We start from the raw sequence: 17653 nt of genomic DNA, 5'->3' as shown, positions 1-17653 counted from the left end.
GCTGGGAACCTGACCGAGCGCCTGCAGCAACATGGCAATACGCCCTACCCGGTTGTAGACGGCATCGCCGTGATCGAGATTGCCGGCGTGCTGATCCATCGCGGGGGATGGATCGGACAGTCATCCGGCCAGACCAGCTATGAGGGGATCGCGGCGCAAATTGAGGCAGCCGCGCGCGATCCGTCCGTGCGCGCTGTGGCGCTTGAGATCGACAGCTTCGGCGGAGAGGTGGCGGGCGTCTTCGACCTCGCCGATCGCATTCGTGCGATCCGAGGTACAAAGCCCGTCTGGGCCTTCGTCGCAGAACATGCCTTCTCTGCAGGCTATGCGCTGGCCTCCCAGGCCGATCGCATCCTTTTACCGCGCACCGGCGCCGTCGGCAGTATCGGTGTGGTGGTGATGCATGCCGATCTGAGCGGCCAGTTGGATCAGGATGGCGTACAGGTGACGATGATCCATTCTGGCAACCATAAAGTTGATGCCAACCCTTATGAACCACTGCCCGAGCACGTACGTGACAACATCCAGCGAGAGATAGATGTTTTGCGATCTCTCTTTGCTGAGACCGCCGCAGCCGGCCGTGCTGGGCGGTTGAACCAGGAAGCTGCGCTGGCGACTGAGGCCGCGACATATCGCGGGACGGATGCCATCGCCGCAGGCCTTGCCGATGAGGTGATCGACCTCACCCGTGGCTTTGCCCGCTTCCGCGAGAGCCTTTCCGCCCCATCACCCACCGCGAGGTTACCCCGCGCGACCCAACCCCAACCAAAGGAGGCTGCAATGAGCACCAGAGCAGATACCACAGAGGCTAAAACTGAGGCCGCTGACACCGAAGACACCGAAGACACCGAAGACACCGTCCTGGAGGGCGTGAGTGGAGAAAAGGCACAGGCAGATATGGACCAAGATAATCCCACGCCCTTGGTTGCTGCAGCACCTGCCCCCTCCACTTCAGAGGCGCTTGCCCCTGCGGCAGCACAACCCAGCAATCTGGCAGAGCTTGCCGCGCAACTTCGCGAGTCAGCAGCCGAGATTGCCGAAATCGTAGCCCAAGCCGGCCGCCTCGGGATCGCAATCGATGTGGCGAAAGCACTTCGCAACGGTACTGCCCCGGAGGCTTTGCGCCAATCGGTATTGGAGCAGGCCAGCGCCGCCGCAGATGCACGCGACATCGTAGTTGCCGCACCTTCACCTGTGCTGCCCAAATCCACGGAAAGCCCGATTGTGGCTGCTGCAAAGAAAGCTGCCTCGGCGGGCCGCTAAATCTGAGTACCCTCCCGCTCATTGCGCACCGCCCACCTGATCCCCCGTCGCTCCTCCCCGGCGGGGGATTTTTTATCCCTCTCAATCTTCTGGAGATGCCCCATGTCCGTGCTGACCCAACCGCCCACCATGGGCGAAGTCCTCAAATACGAGCTGAACCCCAACTTTACCCGCGAGACTGTGACGTTGCTGGCCGGAACCAGCTATCCCGTTGGTGCCGTGCTTGGCCGCATCACCGCGAGCGGCAAGATGAAGCTTAGTACCGCCACCGGCAGTGATGGCGCGCAGAGCGCGACCGCTGTTCTGCTTTACGACGTCGACGCGACAGCAGCCGATGCGACCGGCATCGTGGTCCAGCGCGGCCCCGCCATCGTCTCAAAAGCCGCGCTCGTGTTCGACGCAAGTGTCGATGACCCAGCCAAGACGGCGGTCAAGCACGCCCAGCTATCAGCCCTCGGCATCCTCCCGCGCGAGCCCGCCTGATCCGGCGGACCGCCCGTTCCCCTCGTCGCGCATTCGCGCGTTAGCCCTCATTTCCCGGAGTTCCCCATGACCATCACACGCAACCCGTTTGACGCGGGCGGCTATTCGCTCGCCGAGATGACGCAGGCCATCAACATCCTGCCGAACCTTTATACCCGCCTGGGCCAGATCGGCCTGTTTCGCTTTGAAGGCGTCACCCAACGTTCTGTCGTCATCGAACAGCGCGAAGGGGTCCTCAGCCTCCTGCCCTCCGTCCCGCTGGGCGCCCCAGCGACTGTTGGCACCCGCGAGCAGCGCTCGATGCGCAGCTTCGCTCTGCCGTGGATCCCGCATGATGATGTGATCCTGCCTGCCGACATTCAGGGCATGCCGGCGTTAGGCGTTTCGGATGCGGCAGACCCCTTGGTAGAGGTGATGAACCGAAAGCTGACGCTGATGCGCCGCAAGCATGCCCAGACCCGCGAATACATGGAGATGAACGCGCTGCGCGGCATCGTAAAGGACGGCGCAGGCACAACCCTCTACAACTACTTTGGCGAATTTGGATTGGAGCCGATAGAAGTCGACTTCGTTTTCGGCACGGCAGGAACCAATATACAAAGTAAAGTACGTAATATTTTGCGGGCCATCGAAGACAACCTTCTTGGCGAAACCATGACGACGGCACATGCTTTGATCAGCTCCGAATTTTTCGACAAACTGATCAGCCATCCCAAGACCGAAGAAGCCTATAAATACTTCTCTGCCAACGGAGGCCAACCTTTACGTGAAGACATGCGCCGAGCGTTTCCGTTCGCGGGGCTACTCTTTGAGGAATATAACGGCTCCGTTACCCTTTCCAATGGAACAACGGAACGTCTGATCCCCGCAGGTGAAGGCATCGCGTTCCCGCTTGGGACCTTCGATACGTTCACTACCTATGGCGGGCCAGCGAACCTTCTGGAAACCGCCAATACAGTCGGCTTGCCACTCTATGCGCGCCAGATGATGGACAGCAAGGGGCGCTGGATCGATCTCATGACTGAGGGTTCCATCCTGCCGGTGAATAAACGGCCTCGGCTCGCCATTCGTCTCTTCAGCTCGAATTGAGGCGATGCATCAATGACCGCCTTTGCCGGGGCCCTCGATCTGCTCTTTGTTGATCCAAACCTTGCCCAAGAGGCGTGGCATCGCGACAGCGAGGGGCAGTTCACACGGGTCCGCATCATCATGCGCCGGAATGATGATGTGACTACATTCGGTGCCGCGCGTTTGTTATCCGAGACAATGCGTTTTGATGTCCGCGTGTCAGAGCTACCGGCCCCCCGCCCCGATGAGCAGATCCTCATCGGTGACGAAACCTTCCTCATCCAGGGCGAGCCGATCCGTGATCGGGAGCGCTTGATCTGGACTGTAACGACATCACCGGCGTGAAACATGAAACCACTTTCCCCGGGACAACATCAATCGTCATCTGCAGCTGCTTCAAGAAGCTCTCTAACTTTTTCAAAGGCATCCGGGGCGTCGTTTGAGCCCGATGACCTCAGCTTGAGCTGGGGAGTATTGATCTTCAACGACCAGGAAAATCCATCACAAACTTCGAGATTATCGTAATGCTTTCGCCAATCTGAAACACCGATGCGTTGGAGCGATCGGATTACGACTTCCCATTTTGGGTTCTGTGGCGTGAGCACGATTGGCTCTTTGAGAAGCCCAGGCATGAAATTCAATTCAAATACAATGTAAGGGGGCTGCATCAGTGGCTCCAAAGGGTTTTTCCTTGGGAAAGCTTAAACTCCCCATGCACTCACGCAACAACGCAAGTGTTTCACCATGCAAACGCGCTCCTACAGGCTCTAATGAAACTCGACCTCTCAGTGACGGGCGACATCGTCAACGCGATGCGCGCCGAAATCATCGCTGGCGAAAAGGCCGTTACAGCTTCCATGCGTGCGGCGGGCAAAGATCTCAAATCCAACTGGCGCGCCCAGATCACGAGCGCCCGCCTCGGCCAGCGGCTTGCCAACACGATCAGGTCCAAGACCTATCCCGCTGCGGGCGAAAGCCTCGAGGCGGCCGCGCTCATTTGGTCCAACGCACCCCAGATCATCGGGGCGCATGACACTGGCCCCCTGATCAGGTCAAAAGACGGGTTCTGGCTTGCTATCCCAATGCCCGCAGCCGGCAAGGGCACGCGCGGCAAAGCGCTCACCCCCGGCGAATGGGAGAGGCGGCGCGGACTACGTCTGCGGTTTGTCTATCGGCGCCGGGGGGCGAGCTTGCTCGTGGCGGACGGTCGGTTGAACAACCGCGGCCTCGGCGTGGCGTCGCGGTCCAAAACGGGCCGTGGGCGCAGCACGGTGCCAATCTTTCTGCTCGTGCCGCAGGTGAAGCTCTCGAAAAGGCTCAATCTGGCGCGCGACGCAGATCGTGCGCAGGCAGCAATACCGGGGTTAATTGTTGCAAACTGGGTTGAGGCAAAACTATGAGTGCGCGCGAAACCATCCTCACCGCCTTGGCAGACCTGCTCGGGACTATCCCGCATGTGCCAGTTCTACGCAGCGAGGTTCTGCCAGAACGCATCCCGCCCGCAGGGTTGATGATCCTGCGTGATGGCAACCCGGGCGAAGCGGGCGTGACATTGTCGCCGCTGACGTATCACTATCAGCATCGCGCCGAACTTGAGGTGATCGTACAATCAACAACGGATCGAGACGCCCTTTTCGACACACTTGTCGCTCAGATTGGCGCCGTGATCGCCGCAGATAGGACGTTACAGGGGATCTGCGACTGGGTTGAGGCTGAGGCGCCTGAGCCGGTGGATCTTGCCGTCGAGGGCGCGGCAAGCCTAAAGGCCGCGATCATACCTGTGGTGCTTCACTACGCGATGGCTGATCCGCTGGCTTAAAGCTTGAAGGTGTCGGCGTTGACCCGGGAATAGCCACCTTCGACTTGGGCGCCAGAGGCGATGTCCAATTGGTCGTAGGCAACATTGGCCATAACACGCGCACCCGTTTTGATGCTGACTTTCAAAGCATTCACTTCGCCCTGTAATTGGCCTTCGATCGTGAGCTGGCGAGCGCGAACATTGCCTTTGACGCGCGCCGTTGTGGTCAAAACCAGAGCATCAGCGGTGATGTCACCTGTCAGCTGGCCGCCGAATTCGAGAATACCATCAGAGGCAATATTGCCTTCGATGCGCAAATCTTCTGCAAAAACGGATCGTTTGCGTTCTGACGGAGTGGCGCCACCGGAAGGCGATTGTGCTTTGAGATCAGCCATGAGGGCATTCCTTTAAGTTACGTCAAGGCAGCTAGAGTTCTGCGACCGGGGGCGTCAAGTCTGGCGCGTTTTTAATCTTCCCAATTTGAGGAAAAAATACCATGGCACGAGCCCAAGGGGCGCGGGCGCAGATGGCGCTGGCGTTTGAAACGAGTTATGGCACCCCGCCGCCCCCCGATCAAAATGGGAGCGGCTTTACCAAGATGCCTTTCGCCAGCACGTCACTGGGCGCGGAGCAACCACTGCAGACCTCAGAACTGCTGGGGTACGGACGCGATCCGCAGGCACCGATCAAGGATGCGGTGACGGCGGATGGTGACGTGGTGATCCCGATTGATGCGGATGCCTTTGGCTTCTGGCTGAAGGCTGCATTTGGAGCGCCTACGACGACTGGAACTGACGCACCCTACACCCACGAGTTCCGCTCTGGAAACTGGGCGCTGCCGTCGTTCTCGGTCGAGACCGGGATGCCAGAGGTGCCGCGATTTGCGATGTATTCCGGCTGCATAGTCGACAGCCTGAATTGGCAGATGGCGCGATCGGGTCTGCTGACGGCTACCGCGAGCATCGTGGCACAGGGCGAGGAAATCGCCACCAGCACATCCGTTGGGACGCCCGCCACTATCACGCTGAAACGCTTTGGGCATTTCAACGGGTCGATTACACGGAACGGGGCGAATATTGGCAATGTCGTGTCCGCTGACCTGACCTATGCCAACAACCTCGATCGCATCGAAACCATCCGCGCAGATGGGAAGATCGACGGTGCAGACCCGTCCATCGCCGCACTCACTGGCAATGTTGTCGTGCGTTTCGCCGATCAGATGCTGGTGACCCAGGCGATCAACGGCGAGGCTTGCGAGCTCGAATTCTCCTACACGCTTCCCACCGGCGAGAGCCTGACGCTGACGGCCCACGCTGTTTACCTGCCGCGTCCCCGGATTGAAATCTCCGGCCCGCAAGGGGTGCAGGCCACCTTCGATTGGCAGGCCGCCAGCGATCCTATCGCTGGCCGGATGTGTACCGTCACCCTAACCAATGACCGTGAGGTATACTGACCATGCTTCGCTTGAACCTCTCCACCGAACCCCAATGGCTTGATCTCGGCCATGGCGTCCGCCTGCTTGTCGAACCGCTGACCACGGCCATCATGCTGGCCGCGCGCAGCGATCCGGCGATCGTTGCCGCTGCAACCGATGCTGAAACCAGCGCCTCCAATGATGATCTCGCGCGCATCGTGGCAAAGGCCGTCGCCCGAATTGTCGTGAGAGACTGGGAGGGCGTCGGCGACGAAGACGGTGAGCCAATGGCGATCTCGCATGACGGCATCGACGCACTGCTGGAGATCTGGCCGATCTTCGAGGCGTTTCAGACCAAATACATCGCGGGCGCGCTGATCCTGGATGCGGAAAAAAACGCCTGACCGCTCTCGCCGACTGGGAGTTCGGCGGGGGCGGTGAGTATTGCACGGCATGTTCGTCTGCATGCGTGGAATGTCCGCGCACTTTGAATAAACCGCTGACCTTTGAGGGCTGGCAGGTCTGGGATCTCGTGCAGCGCCTCGGCGGACAGGTGCGCTTTGCTGGCGGCATGAGCGGCGGAGCGGTTCTTGGCTGGGATATGGGCGCTGCCCTCCAACTCGGTGCGGCCCTAGGGCTCTCGTCCCTCATCATCGCAGAGCTCTTGCCGCCCATCGAGGCGGTGATGGTGCGCAAGACAAACGAAGAGATCGAACACCACCATGGCTGAGAAAAAAGTATCCGTCCGCCTTTCCGCGACTGGCGGTCGCCAAGTGCGCGCCGAGCTGGAAGGTGTCGGCGAGGCGGGTGCGCGCGGCATGGGGCGTCTCAGCAGTGAGCTAGACCAGGCCAATGCGCGTATGGCGGCCTTTGCGCGCCGCGCGCGCATTGCAGCCACCGCCGCGGCGACTGCTTTGGCCGGCGCAGTTGTTGCGATGACCCGCTCGACCGTTGCTGCCGCCAATGAGATCAGCCAACTCAGCCAGGTGGCTAATGCAAACCCGGAGGTCTTCCAGCGCTGGTCGGCGGCCTCTGCCACAGTCGGCATTGAGCAGGAAAAGCTCGCCGATATCTTGAAGGACGTGAATGATCGCGTGGGCGACTTCCTGCAGACGGGCGGCGGCCCGATGGCGGATTTCTTTGAGAATATCGCGCCCCGCGTGGGCGTGACGGCGGACCAGTTCGCCCGGCTCTCGGGTCCCGAGGCGCTGCAACTCTATGTCGACAGCCTCGAGCGCGCAGGCGTCAGCCAACAAGAGATGACCTTTTATCTGGAGGCCATGGCCTCCGATACCACGCGCCTCATTCCGCTTTTGCAAAACGGTGGGGCGGAGATGAAGCGGCTTGGAGCAAAGGCCCAAGCCCTTGGCGCGGTGCTCGACGCCGACGCAATCGCCGCCATGCGCCGGTCGGAACTCGCGCTCGTGAGCATCGGTCAGGTCTTCACCGGCGTGCGTAATAAAATCGCCGTGGCGCTAGCCCCGTCTTTGGAGGCAGTGGCCAACGCCTTCGTGGCGCTAGCCTCTTCAACCAGCCCGATCAGTCGGGCGTTCGATGCGGTACTAGCCAATCTCGACCGGCTGGCGGTCTATGCCGGATCCTTCGCTACTTTCCTTGCCGGTCGCTGGGTCGCGGCCATGGCTGCCGCGGCCTTCTCGGTGCGGGGTTTGGCAACGACGCTGGTCGTCCTGAAAGGTGCCCTGATCCGCACCGGGATCGGTGCTCTGATCGTTGGCGCAGGCGAGTTGGTTTATTGGTTCACCCGGTTGGCCTCCGGCGCAGGCGGCTTCGGCGAGGCCATGGGCCTCTTGAAAGACGTCGCGGTCGAGGTCTGGGACCGGATCAAAATGGGCGCCAACGCGGCCGGGTCGCGCGCCACAGCCATGTTTTATGATCTCAAAGCCGATGCTGCGACCGGGATGGCTGGAGCGATCGAGAGTGTCGTCGCCTTTGGCAACACGACCGCCAACACCTTCAAGGGCGCGCTTCTTGCCGTGCGCGAGATCTGGTCGCGTCTGCCGGATGTGATCGGAGATCTGGTCTTCTCGGCGGCTAACCGCATGCTCGACGGGATCGAGGCCATGCTGAATGGTGCAATCCGCCGAATTGATGCCTTCACGGGGCGCATTCGAGATGCGCTGGCGGCTGTGGGGATCGAGACCACCTTTGGCGAAATCGGCGAAATCAGTCTCGGCGAAATTCCGAACCCGTTTGCCGGTGCTTCCGCAGATGCCGGAACGGCTGCGGCAGAGGCGTTTCGCCGAGCCTTCGAGGACAACCCGCTCAAGGCCCCTGACCTGGGCCTTGACGCCATCGCGACCGAGGCACTGGCCACTGCGAACACCTACCGTCAGGCCGCGACCGATCTCGCCAATGGCGCAACGGCTCCGCTGACCTCCTGGGGCGCGCTTCGCGATGCCGTTGCGGGCACCGGCGAAGAAGGCGCGGCGGCGCTGGATGAGGCGACTGTCTCAGCAGATCGGCTTTCGGCTGCCATGGGCCGAGCTGGTGGTGCAGCCGGGAGCGCTGGCGAACGGATCGCCACCGGGTGGCGCGCGGTCGCGGAGTCTCTTCAAGCCTATGCCACGGATGCGCTGAACTGGGGCAAAGGCCTGGGCGAAACCCTCTCCAGCGCCTTTTCTGGCGCCGAAAGCGCGTTCCGGAGTTTTGTCGAGACCGGCAAGTTCGACTTCAAAGGGCTTGTGCGCTCCATCCTAGCGGACCTTGCCGTCCTGTCGTTCAAGCGGGCTGTACTGGGGCCCATCGCCAACGCGCTCTCAGGTGCTTTTGGTGGAGGCGGCTTTGTTGCGGCTGCGGTCTCCCATGCCGGCGGCATAGTTGGGATCTCCGGCCACACGCGCTCTGTGCCTGCAGCCGTTTTTGCCGGTGCGCCGCGTATGCACAGCGGTGGGGCCGTGGGGTCGGTTGGCTCCTGGGCGGGGCTCCGTCCTGATGAAGTTCCAACGATCCTGCAGCGGGGCGAGCGGGTGCTGAACCGGCGCGAGGCGGCAAGCTATGGCTCTGGCGGCAGCACTGGCGCGGGCGTGACCGTCAATATCGACGCGCGCGGTGCACAGATGGGCGTGGCCGAGCAGATCGACGCACGTCTACGCGCGGCCATTCCCGAGATCGCGCGCATTGCGAAAGAAAGCGTGGCCGATGGCCGACGCCGGGGCCAGGTGATCTAAAATCATGGCTATTCCTGTCTTGCCGCTGACGCTCGTGTCTTCGCTCGAGCGGCGGCTGATTACGTCTGTGGCGGAGGCCCGCTCACCCTTTACTGGCACGTCCCAGATCCAAGACTGGGGGGCGTCGTGGTGGGAGTACCAGTTTGAGATGGCGGTGACCCAAGGGGCACCGGCCCGTCGGCTCTCGGCCTTCTTCACCGCTCTTGGTGGATTGCGGGGTCGGTTTCTCTTTCCAGACCCTTCTATCGAGGTGCCGGTGGGGCTGAGCACTCCTTACGTGACCGAGGCGCAGGTTGCGGGAGCCTCGACCCTTCGCACGGCAGGTTGGGGGCTTGGGCTTGGCGCAGGAGATTTCTTCCAGCTGGGTTCGGATGCCACCACGCGGCTTTATCAGTTGACGGCAGATGTAACGCCTTTGGGCAGCGAGGCCACGCTCGCCTTCGTGCCGCCGCTTAGGGCCTCAGTTCCGGTCGGTACGCTGCTCGGCCTTGATGCCCCGTCGGTTCTGTTGCGGCTAACAGCCCCGGTTCCCTCGGTCATCAGCCGCGCGGATCAGCACCGTTTTACGATCTCAGCCCGGGAGGCCCTCTGATGAGCCGCGATCTCACCTTGGCCTTCGCCACTGCGCTGGCTGATCATAGCCTACGGCCGGTCATCTTCTTCGAGGGGCAGTTCGCCACGGGCTGGGTGCGTATCTGGTCAGGTCTGGGAGAGGTCAGTTGGAACGAGCAGATCTGGGCTGGGGCTGGGTCGCTCTTGGGCCTCGGCTCGCTTGATGAAACCGGCGAGGTCGTGGCAGGAGGCACAGCCGTGTCACTGTCTGGTGTACCGCTGGACCTGGTGCAGATGGCGATCGAGGAAGCGCGTCAGGGCCTGCCGGGCAGGATCTGGCTGGGACTGCTGGCTGAGAATGGCAGCATCATCGCCGACCCGGTTCAGGCCTTCTCGGGCCGACTTGATGTTCCCGAAATCAAGGATGACGCCAATACCTGCACGATCACCATCAGCTATGAGAGCCGTCTGATCGATCTCACCGTGGCGCGCACTTGGCGCTACACGCATGAAAGCCAGCAGGTGCTGTTCCCGGGCGATCTTGGATTTGAATACGTGACCGCGATCCAGGATCGTGAGATTACTTGGGGGCGGGGATGAACTACTGCCAGAAAGCAAGAGTTGAAAGTGAAGGCCATTCAAATTCCGGCAGGTCTGACACATAATCACCAGCCTGACGCCAACTCTCAGCTGCGTTTAACTTAACCGACGCCCAAATATCTTCACGCTTAGGTAGTTTTAAGCCGCAGATTTCTGCCGCTTCCGCGTCAATTTCTTTGTCAGGATTAAAGGCTAGGTCTAATTCGTGCAGATCTTTCATTGTTTGGCAGCTATCTTTTATGTCCCAAGCAGCGACCCCAAGAATCGCAGCAATGCCCAAATAGGGTATCGACTCTGCAACAACAGAAGACGCACTGCGCGATGCCGCAATAGCAGTCCTTGTAGAGACGCGATCTGCGGTATCAGACACTGCATCTTTGATGAGATATGGCTTTCCACGATACGTAACTTTGGGCAGTTTCAATGACGCTACTTCGTCAGACAGCGACGAGATCCGCATTTCTTTAGCTTTAAGCTGATTGCGTAAATCTGTGACCGTTGACGTGGTTCCTGTCAGCACCTCGAAAGCCACGCTTGCTTTGGTGGCAATCGTACCGAAAGCTAGGATCCCAACATTCAGTGAAAGGGATGCTACGGTAAGGAGTGCCACCAGAGTGAACCATAAATGGCCTAAGACCCTAAACATTCACAATTATCCTTCCAAAAATAATGCTCATTTGAGGACTATGCTTTGAAAGTTGACCAGTGGGAACACCTTCTAGCCGAAGCCATCGATACGGCACGTGCTAAGCCCTTCGTCTGGGCCGTCCACGACTGCCCCACCTTTGCTTTTGAAACGCGCATGATCCTCACGGGCGGCGAAGATATCGCTGCTCTCTGGCGCGGACGCTACACCACTGCGCTCGGGGGGCAGCGTGTGATGCGCCGTCTCGGCTGGGTCTCACTTGAAGACATGGGGTGCGCGATCTTGGGCGCGCCACGCCCGTCTGTGCTTCTTGCGCAGCGCGGCGACCTTGTTCTCGCGGATACCGGTCTTGGCTTTGGGATCTGCACCGGCAGAGCTGCGGTCGGGATGGTGCCTGAAGGGCTTGTGAGCGTGCCGCTCACCGCCTGCCGCCTTGCTTGGTCTGTTTAGTCGACACTTGGCTTTATGGCGCAACTGCGCGGCTCAGGCCTCCCTTCCCGAGCCGCGCTAAGGGTCTTGCCGAGATCCAACGGTCACGCAGCTTGGGTACTGCTCGGTCTCCGGCCGCCCTTGTTCTTCCAGCCCTCTCCGCCTGGAAGCGCCTGACGTAGCGTTAGCCTGCTACATGACTTAGATCCTTGGTTTGTCAACGGCACGCCACGAGACCGCACTTTGACCTACGCCGAAGACGGCCCTGCAAAACCGGACACCGCCCATGCCCTTTGTCGTCTCTGCTGTTACCGCAGTTGCGGGGGCGATCAGTGCAACCTTGGCCGCAGGTGGTATTGGTGCGGCCCTTCTGCGGATTGGTGGCACGCTTTTGCTGTCCACCGCAGCGCAGGCCCTGATGCCAAAGCCGCAGACCACGATGCAGCCGCGCACTGTGACGATCCGCGAGCCGGTGGTACCACGCGATCTGGTCTATGGGCGCGCCCGCAAGGGCGGGGTCATCGTCTTCCTGCACGCCTCAGGATCAGACAATAAGTTCCTCGATCTGGTGATCGTGCTGGCCTCGCATAGGGTGAAATCCATTGGAGCGATTTACTTTGAAGGTGAAATGGCCCTCGACGCAGATGGCGAGGCCCAAGGTCGTTGGGCTGGCAAAGTTCTTGTTGAGAAGAAACTCGGCGGAGCGGACCAGACCGCTTTTGCGGGGTTGCAAGCCGACCTGCCCGACAAGTGGACGGAAGATCACCGGTTGCGGGGTTGTGCCGCGATCCAGTTGCGGCTGACCTATGATCAGGACGCCTTTCCGGGCGGGATCCCGAACATCACGGTGGATATCGAGGGCAAGAACGACATCTGGGACCCGCGGACGCAAACAGCAGGCTATTCGGAAAACCCCGCTCTTTGCTTGGCTGACTATATGGCGAACCCCACTTGGGGCATCGGCGCACGCATTGGTGAGCCGGATGGGATCGACGAGATGTCCCTCATTGAGGCAGCGAACATCTGCGACGAGACCGTTCCTCTCGCAGGCGGTGGCTCTGAGCCGCGCTATGCCTGCAATGGGGTGATCACACTCTCCGAGGTCCCAAAAACCATTATCGAGGGGATGCTCTCGTCCTTCGCTGGGCGCTGCGCTTTCTCCGCTGGGTCTTGGCGCATCCATGCAGGGGCATGGCGGGCCCCGGACGTGGCGCTGACCGCGGATCATATCCGTGAAGGTGGGCTGACCTTAGCCACGCGCGTGACCATGTCGTCGAACTTCAACGGCGTGCGGGGGCAGTTCGTCAGTCCCGAGAACGATTGGCAGCCGGATGACTTCCCGGCCTATTCAAGCGCTCTCTATGTGGCCGAGGACGGTGGCGAACAGAAATGGCGGGATATCTCTCTGCCCTTCACGATCTCGGCGGCCATGGCGCAGCGGCTTGCAAAGATCGAGCTCGAACGCGCACGTCGGCAGATGACGGTGCGCTTGTCTGGCAAACTCTCGGCCTGGGCAGCTACCGTCGGGGATGTTGTGACGCTCTCCTATGCGCGCTGGGGCTTTGCAGCCAAACCCTTTGAAGTCCATGGGGTGAGCCTGGATCTGACGGCCTCAGGCGATGGTCCGTTGTTGCTACCGGAGCTGGTGCTCCGCGAGACCTCGCCTTTGGTTTATGACTGGTCAGCTTCGGAAGAGCAGATCTACGCGGCAGCCCCACGAACAGCGCTTCCCAATGCCTATGATATTCCAGCCCCCGGCGCACCGCAGGTCACGGAAGATCTCTATGTCACGCGGGATGGCGGTGGGCTCAAAGTTCTGGCCAAGATCAGCTGGGAAGCAGCCCCTTCCGGCTTTGTGGCGGCCTATCAGTTGCAAGCGAAGCCCGCGGGTATTGCGGATTGGATCGATTATGGCCGGACGGATGGCACCACGCTGGAAATCCGCGATATCGCGCCGGGCAACTGGGCTTTCCGCGTCAAAGCCATCTCGGTTCTGGGCGTCTCCTCGCCTTGGCAGGAGACCCAAGCAGAAATCCTCGGGCTCACCGCCCCACCGGCACAGCTTGAGAATGTGACGCTGCAAACGGCGGGAGGACTTGCGATCCTTAAATGGACGCGGTCGGTGGATCCTGATGTGCGCGTTGGAGGCAATGTCGTTATCCGGCATTCGAAAGAAGCGACGGCCACCTGGGCCGATAGCTATTCGATGGACCGGGTCTCCGGCGGCGAGGCCATTGCCGTCGTGCCCTTGAAGCCTGGCACCTATCTGGTGCGCGCGGAAGATAGCGGCGGTCGCGCCGGGCCTGAAACCCGCGTCACCACCAAGGGCGCGCAGGTGCTGGCCTTCTCGACACTGGACTTTCTCCAAGCCGATCCTGGTTTTGTTGGCTCAAAAACCAACCTGCAGGTGACAGGGTCGAACCTGACGCTCGCCACGACAACCGCAAATGGTGTGACGCAGGTGACCGCGATGGAGGGGCAGTATGGCTTCGCTGCCGGGCTTGATCTTGGAGCGGTAACACGCTTGCGCCTGCGCTCGGAGATCGGCGTCGCAGCGCTGGCACTCAACGATCGGATCGATGCCCGCACCGCGCTGATGGACACCTGGGCGGATTTTGATGGGTCCGCTGGCGCAGAAATCGATGTGCTTTTTGAGATCCGCGAGACCGACGACGACCCAAGCACGTCGCCCACCTGGGGTCCCTGGGGCCGGCTCGACAACCATGAAATCGAAGCCCGCGCGGTGGAAGCGCGGGCGCATCTGACGACGAAGGACGCGTCCTACACGCCCATCGTCAGCCAATTGCGGCTCTATGCCGATGAGGTGGCCTGACGTGTTCGCTGAAATCCGACCAATGACCGCAACAGGAAAACGCTGAGATGACGCAAACCTCCAGCTTTACGATTGCCAATGATGCGGGCGCGGCTGTTCGGGCCCGCATCAATGAGGTGATTGCGGCACTGCAATCGACGAGTGCCGGGGCATCAGCGCCAACAGCGACGACGGCAGGTATGCTCTGGGCCGACACTTCGGTATCGCCGCCAGTGCTCAGGCGCAGAAACGCGACGAACACAGGCTGGGATGCGCTCTTGGATGCGGCCGGCAATCTGGCAGGGCTTGCGAACACCGCCGTGGCACGGACCAACATCGGGCTCGGGACCATGGCGACGAAATCCGCCGCCGACTATGACGCGGCGATCTCGGCGAAGGCTGCGCTCGCTGGCGCGACCTTCACCGGCGTCGTCACGGCCCCGAACTTTGTGTCCTCATCTGATGCCCGGTTGAAGGCGGAGGTCGAGACCATCGTCGACGCGCTGGCCTTGGTCAGTGCCTTGCGCGGTGTGCGCTTCACCATGGGTGGCAGCCGCCAGATCGGGGTGATTGCTCAGGAGGTCGAGGCAGTGCTGCCAGAGGTAGTGCGGGCGGATGCGCAAACCGGTCAGCTCTCAGTCGCTTATGGCAATATCACCGGTCTGCTGATTGAGGCCGTCAAAGAATTGTCTGCCCGAGTGGCAGAATTGGAGGAGGCGCGCCTATGAGCGAGAGCGGATTTATTGACACCATGAACGCGCTGTTTGGCGGCGCCGTGACCACGCTGATCGGCGCCTTTACCGGTCGGCTGATGTGGCATTCGGGTGAAGTAAAGCTCGGCAATCGCCGCTTTTTTGGCAAAGAACTCCTGTGGGAAATCCCCGTCGCCGTCGGCATGGCCCTAATTGGAGAGGCTGGCGCGCGCTACATTGGGCTGTCGCAGCCCGTCTCCACCGGGTTTGTGGCCACGCTCGCCTATCTGGGGCCACGTGGGGCGGAAGCTCTGCTGGCGGCTTGGCTTTGTCGCAAGAAGTAGCCGGCATGGGCCATTCAAGGACTTGAAGCTGCGGCTCGAAACGACCATTTGCACCCGCAAGAGGGGAAGAGAGGAGATCATGTCATGAAGACGCTCGCATCTGCTTTGACAAAGCTGCAGCAGGCCGCGGATCCAGTGGCAACCATGCGCCAATTGGTACTCGCCCATGGCGGCCATTGGTGTGATCCCGAAAACACCAAAGGCCTCTTTGAAATCCAGCTCATGGGTCTGGCGGGCATTGGCCCGTCTGTTGCCGCCGCCGTGGATGATTGGCTGATGCAGGCCAAAGACACCGTCTTTGAAGGGGCCGGTGCCGGGTGAGATCGCCCGCCTGAAACCCAAAAATCTAACACTATGATCGCAGCCGTCCCTTGGGGCGGCTGTTTGCATTTACATGGGAGCAGATCATGACACCGTTTGACATTGCCCGCAGCTACATCGGCTTGAGCGAAGGCCCAGGCCCCGCCGACAATCCCGTCATCATAGAGATGTATGCCTCAGTCGGTCATGACTGGGTGGAACATGACAGCGTCGCCTGGTGCGCAGCCTTCGTCGGGCACTGTCTCGAGCGGGCTGGGATCCGGTCTACCCGCAAGCTGACCGCGCGGTCATATCTCGACTGGGGTGTCCCGGTGGAGACCGCGGATGCCCAGCAAGGTGACATCGGTGTGATCCAGCGCGGCCGCTCAAGTTGGCAAGGCCATGTGTTCTTCATCGATCGGATTGACGGCGCTTGGGTTTGGGGTCTTGGCGGCAATCAGAATGATGCCGTGAACATCAAACGTTATCCGGTCTCAAAGCTGCTCGGAGTACGGCGTGCAGGCAATGTGGTGCCTAGCGTGACGCTGTCCGTCGAGGCGGTGCAAGGACATCTAAAAGATCTCGGCTATCATGAAGTTGGCAATATCGACGGGATTGTTGGGGCTCGCACCAGAGCGGCTATTTTGGCCTTCCGCGATGACAACAGCCTGCCGCTCGTCCCCATCATCGATGTGGCGCTGAGCGAAGCGCTAGAAAAAGCCTCTTCTCGCGAGGTTGCCCCCGCGCGTGCATCTGAGGTGCCAAAAGAAAGCCGGATCGTAACAGCATCCAATGCGCAGATCGGTCTCGGTGTCATTGGCGCGGCGGGATCGATCGGCAGCCAGATCGCGCCAGCGTTGGTCGAGGCAGAACAGGCACGCGATATGGCCGGGCGTGCGTTCTCTTTGTTCGGGCTTGAGAACATGCTTTCCAATGTCCTGCCGTGGATCGGCGCGGCTGTGTTCGTCGGCGTCGTCATCTATGCACTTCGCGCAAAAGCGGCCCGGATCGACGATCACCGCACGGGAAAAACACTATGATCCGCGTCGTCAGCGCATTGCTGGCAGGCCTTGGCCAGCGGGCTGTCTTTTACGGCGCCATTGCTTTTGCCCTTTTGAGCGCGCTCTGGATCGCCTTCCGCCAGGGCCGCCACGCTGCAGGGGCTGAGCTTTCCATTCGTAGCGCGGAAGCCCGCATTCGCGCCATGCAAACATCACAGGAGATCCGCCATGAGGTTCAAAACGCTGACCGGGCTGATCTTCAGCGTCGGGCTGACCGCTGGATGCGCGATTGAGCCGCGAGGCTTGCACGCGGATTGCGATTGGGCCGCGCCCATTCGGCCGTCGCGCCAAGATGTGCTGACGGATCGGACCCTCGCCCAGATCTTGGCCCATAATGAGCTGGGTGTAGATCTCTGCGGGTGGGCGCCATGAGTGTCGCAATCGTGGAAGGCCCTGCCATTCTCATTGGCTATGCCTACCGTCTGGATCTGGAAACCGAGGCGCCGCTGTTTGCAGAGCACGCAGAGATCATCGCACAGGTCCGCCTCAAACCTTCCGCCCCAGACGTCCTGGCGACCTTAAGGACAGAGGAGGGCACGCTGATGCGGCAAAATGATTGCCTGCTGTCGTTGATTATCCCCGCGCAAGACACTGCAAACTTGGACCCCGGCTCTGTTGTTCTGGACATGGTTCGTGTGGATGTCCGTCCCGCTCTGCCTTTGAGTTTTATCTTGGAGATCCCCGTCATGCTGCCCGTGACCCGAGGCCTGCCATGAGTGCCTGTCCTCCACAGGGCGCGCGCCCGCCCTTCCCCAGCTTGGGCCCCTGCGGATCTTCCGGCGCCGCGCCCATTAAGATCCGGATCGCTGTGGGGGCCACACGCATCCGGCTTTTGGGCGCCCCAGGTCCAGACGGCAAGCCAGGTCCTCAAGGAGACAAAGGCGATCAGGGGGATCCGGGCATCACCATTCTGCCCACAGACACACCTATCAACGGAGGCTTCTTCTAATGGCCAATACCATTCAACTCAAGCGCCGCGTCTCTGGCGTCGCCGGCGCGCCTG

The 17653-nt window shown here is 60.9% G+C and carries 23 protein-coding genes; 20 read left to right on the top strand and 3 right to left on the bottom strand.

Annotation, left to right across the window (positions count from 1 at the left end):
- The 4 genes from AC4GMC_RS11865 to AC4GMC_RS11850 all read left to right on the top strand — a co-directional run.
- A partial coding sequence (locus AC4GMC_RS11865; protein ID WP_487879539.1) for a S49 family peptidase occupies positions 1–1263 on the top strand: 1263 nt, incomplete at its 5' end.
- Positions 1264–1365: 102 nt separating this feature from the next.
- On the top strand, positions 1366–1746 hold the full coding sequence (locus AC4GMC_RS11860; RefSeq protein WP_487879538.1) for a head decoration protein: 381 nt from the start codon (positions 1366–1368) through the stop codon (positions 1744–1746).
- Between the two features lie 66 nt (positions 1747–1812).
- Positions 1813–2835 (top strand): major capsid protein, encoded by a 1023-nt coding sequence (locus AC4GMC_RS11855; protein ID WP_487880188.1) that lies wholly within the window; start codon positions 1813–1815, stop codon positions 2833–2835.
- Between the two features lie 12 nt (positions 2836–2847).
- Positions 2848–3159 (top strand): head-tail joining protein, encoded by a 312-nt coding sequence (locus AC4GMC_RS11850; protein ID WP_487877475.1) that lies wholly within the window; start codon positions 2848–2850, stop codon positions 3157–3159.
- Between the two features lie 29 nt (positions 3160–3188).
- On the opposite strand, the gene AC4GMC_RS11845 is transcribed toward AC4GMC_RS11850, so the two are convergent.
- Entirely contained in the window at positions 3189–3482 is a 294-nt protein-coding gene (locus AC4GMC_RS11845) for a hypothetical protein (protein WP_487877476.1), read from the bottom strand.
- Positions 3483–3584: 102 nt separating this feature from the next.
- Between AC4GMC_RS11845 and AC4GMC_RS11840 the strand changes: the two genes are divergently transcribed.
- Positions 3585–4214 (top strand): DUF6441 family protein, encoded by a 630-nt coding sequence (locus tag AC4GMC_RS11840; protein ID WP_487877477.1) that lies wholly within the window; start codon positions 3585–3587, stop codon positions 4212–4214.
- Positions 4211–4633, top strand: a complete 423-nt coding sequence (locus AC4GMC_RS11835; protein WP_487877478.1) for an acyl-CoA transferase — start codon at positions 4211–4213, stop codon at positions 4631–4633. The genes AC4GMC_RS11840 and AC4GMC_RS11835 overlap by 4 nt, the downstream gene beginning before the upstream one ends.
- Here the strand turns inward: AC4GMC_RS11835 and AC4GMC_RS11830 are convergent.
- Entirely contained in the window at positions 4630–5007 is a 378-nt protein-coding gene (locus AC4GMC_RS11830; protein ID WP_487877479.1) for a bactofilin family protein, read from the bottom strand. The two genes, AC4GMC_RS11835 and AC4GMC_RS11830, sit on opposite strands and share 4 nt — an antisense overlap.
- Before the next feature lie 101 nt (positions 5008–5108).
- On the opposite strand from AC4GMC_RS11830, the gene AC4GMC_RS11825 reads away from it, so the two are divergent.
- The 6 genes from AC4GMC_RS11825 to AC4GMC_RS11800 all read left to right on the top strand — a co-directional run bounded on the left by AC4GMC_RS11825 (position 5109) and on the right by AC4GMC_RS11800 (position 10366).
- On the top strand, positions 5109–6065 hold the full coding sequence (locus tag AC4GMC_RS11825) for a phage tail tube protein (protein ID WP_487877480.1): 957 nt from the start codon (positions 5109–5111) through the stop codon (positions 6063–6065).
- 2 nt (positions 6066–6067) lie between these two features.
- Positions 6068–6430, top strand: coding sequence for a phage-derived protein YdaY family protein (locus AC4GMC_RS11820; protein WP_487877481.1), 363 nt, complete (start codon positions 6068–6070; stop codon positions 6428–6430).
- Between the two features lie 83 nt (positions 6431–6513).
- A complete protein-coding gene (locus tag AC4GMC_RS11815; protein WP_487877482.1) occupies positions 6514–6756 on the top strand; it encodes a DUF7697 family protein in 243 nt (80 codons plus the stop codon).
- Positions 6749–9214, top strand: coding sequence for a phage tail tape measure C-terminal domain-containing protein (locus AC4GMC_RS11810; protein ID WP_487877483.1), 2466 nt, complete (start codon positions 6749–6751; stop codon positions 9212–9214). The genes AC4GMC_RS11815 and AC4GMC_RS11810 overlap by 8 nt, the downstream gene beginning before the upstream one ends.
- A 4-nt stretch (positions 9215–9218) precedes the next feature.
- Complete coding sequence (locus tag AC4GMC_RS11805) at positions 9219–9806, top strand: hypothetical protein (RefSeq protein WP_487877484.1); 588 nt, start codon at positions 9219–9221, stop codon at positions 9804–9806.
- Complete coding sequence (locus AC4GMC_RS11800) at positions 9806–10366, top strand: hypothetical protein (RefSeq protein ID WP_487877485.1); 561 nt, start codon at positions 9806–9808, stop codon at positions 10364–10366. Before AC4GMC_RS11805 ends, AC4GMC_RS11800 begins: the two co-directional genes overlap by 1 nt.
- A gap of 1 nt (position 10367) precedes the next feature.
- Here the strand turns inward: AC4GMC_RS11800 and AC4GMC_RS11795 are convergent, their stop codons facing one another.
- Positions 10368–11012, bottom strand: a complete 645-nt coding sequence (locus tag AC4GMC_RS11795) for a hypothetical protein (RefSeq protein ID WP_487877486.1) — start codon at positions 11010–11012, stop codon at positions 10368–10370.
- 45 nt (positions 11013–11057) lie between these two features.
- Here AC4GMC_RS11795 and AC4GMC_RS11790 point away from each other — a divergent pair, with 45 nt between their 5' ends.
- From AC4GMC_RS11790 to AC4GMC_RS11755, 8 genes are all read left to right on the top strand, one after another.
- A complete protein-coding gene (locus tag AC4GMC_RS11790; RefSeq protein WP_487877487.1) occupies positions 11058–11462 on the top strand; it encodes a DUF6950 family protein in 405 nt (134 codons plus the stop codon).
- A 265-nt stretch (positions 11463–11727) separates the two neighbouring features.
- Positions 11728–14274 carry a phage tail protein gene (locus AC4GMC_RS11785; RefSeq protein WP_487879269.1) on the top strand — a complete coding sequence of 849 codons (2547 nt, stop codon included), beginning with the start codon at positions 11728–11730 and terminating at the stop codon, positions 14272–14274.
- Between the two features lie 47 nt (positions 14275–14321).
- Positions 14322–14981, top strand: coding sequence for a tail fiber domain-containing protein (locus AC4GMC_RS11780; protein ID WP_487877921.1), 660 nt, complete (start codon positions 14322–14324; stop codon positions 14979–14981).
- Positions 14978–15289, top strand: a complete 312-nt coding sequence (locus AC4GMC_RS11775) for a phage holin family protein (protein ID WP_038009777.1) — start codon at positions 14978–14980, stop codon at positions 15287–15289. The genes AC4GMC_RS11780 and AC4GMC_RS11775 overlap by 4 nt, the downstream gene beginning before the upstream one ends.
- Positions 15290–15373: 84 nt before the next feature.
- The gene (locus tag AC4GMC_RS11770; protein WP_116904141.1) at positions 15374–15610 is read left to right on the top strand and encodes a hypothetical protein; all 237 of its coding nucleotides are present in this window, start codon (positions 15374–15376) and stop codon (positions 15608–15610) included.
- Positions 15611–15696: 86 nt separating this feature from the next.
- Positions 15697–16629 carry a C40 family peptidase gene (locus AC4GMC_RS11765; protein ID WP_487877920.1) on the top strand — a complete coding sequence of 311 codons (933 nt, stop codon included), beginning with the start codon at positions 15697–15699 and terminating at the stop codon, positions 16627–16629.
- Complete coding sequence (locus AC4GMC_RS11760) at positions 16626–16883, top strand: hypothetical protein (protein ID WP_487877919.1); 258 nt, start codon at positions 16626–16628, stop codon at positions 16881–16883. The genes AC4GMC_RS11765 and AC4GMC_RS11760 overlap by 4 nt, the downstream gene beginning before the upstream one ends.
- A gap of 135 nt (positions 16884–17018) precedes the next feature.
- On the top strand, positions 17019–17366 hold the full coding sequence (locus tag AC4GMC_RS11755; RefSeq protein WP_487877918.1) for a hypothetical protein: 348 nt from the start codon (positions 17019–17021) through the stop codon (positions 17364–17366).
- Positions 17367–17653: the final 287 nt, after the last annotated feature.

Source organism: Thalassobacter sp. (genome assembly GCF_982993085.1).
The sequence above is the reverse complement of the archived record's forward strand: the minus strand, read 5'-3'. Positions and strand labels throughout refer to the sequence as shown.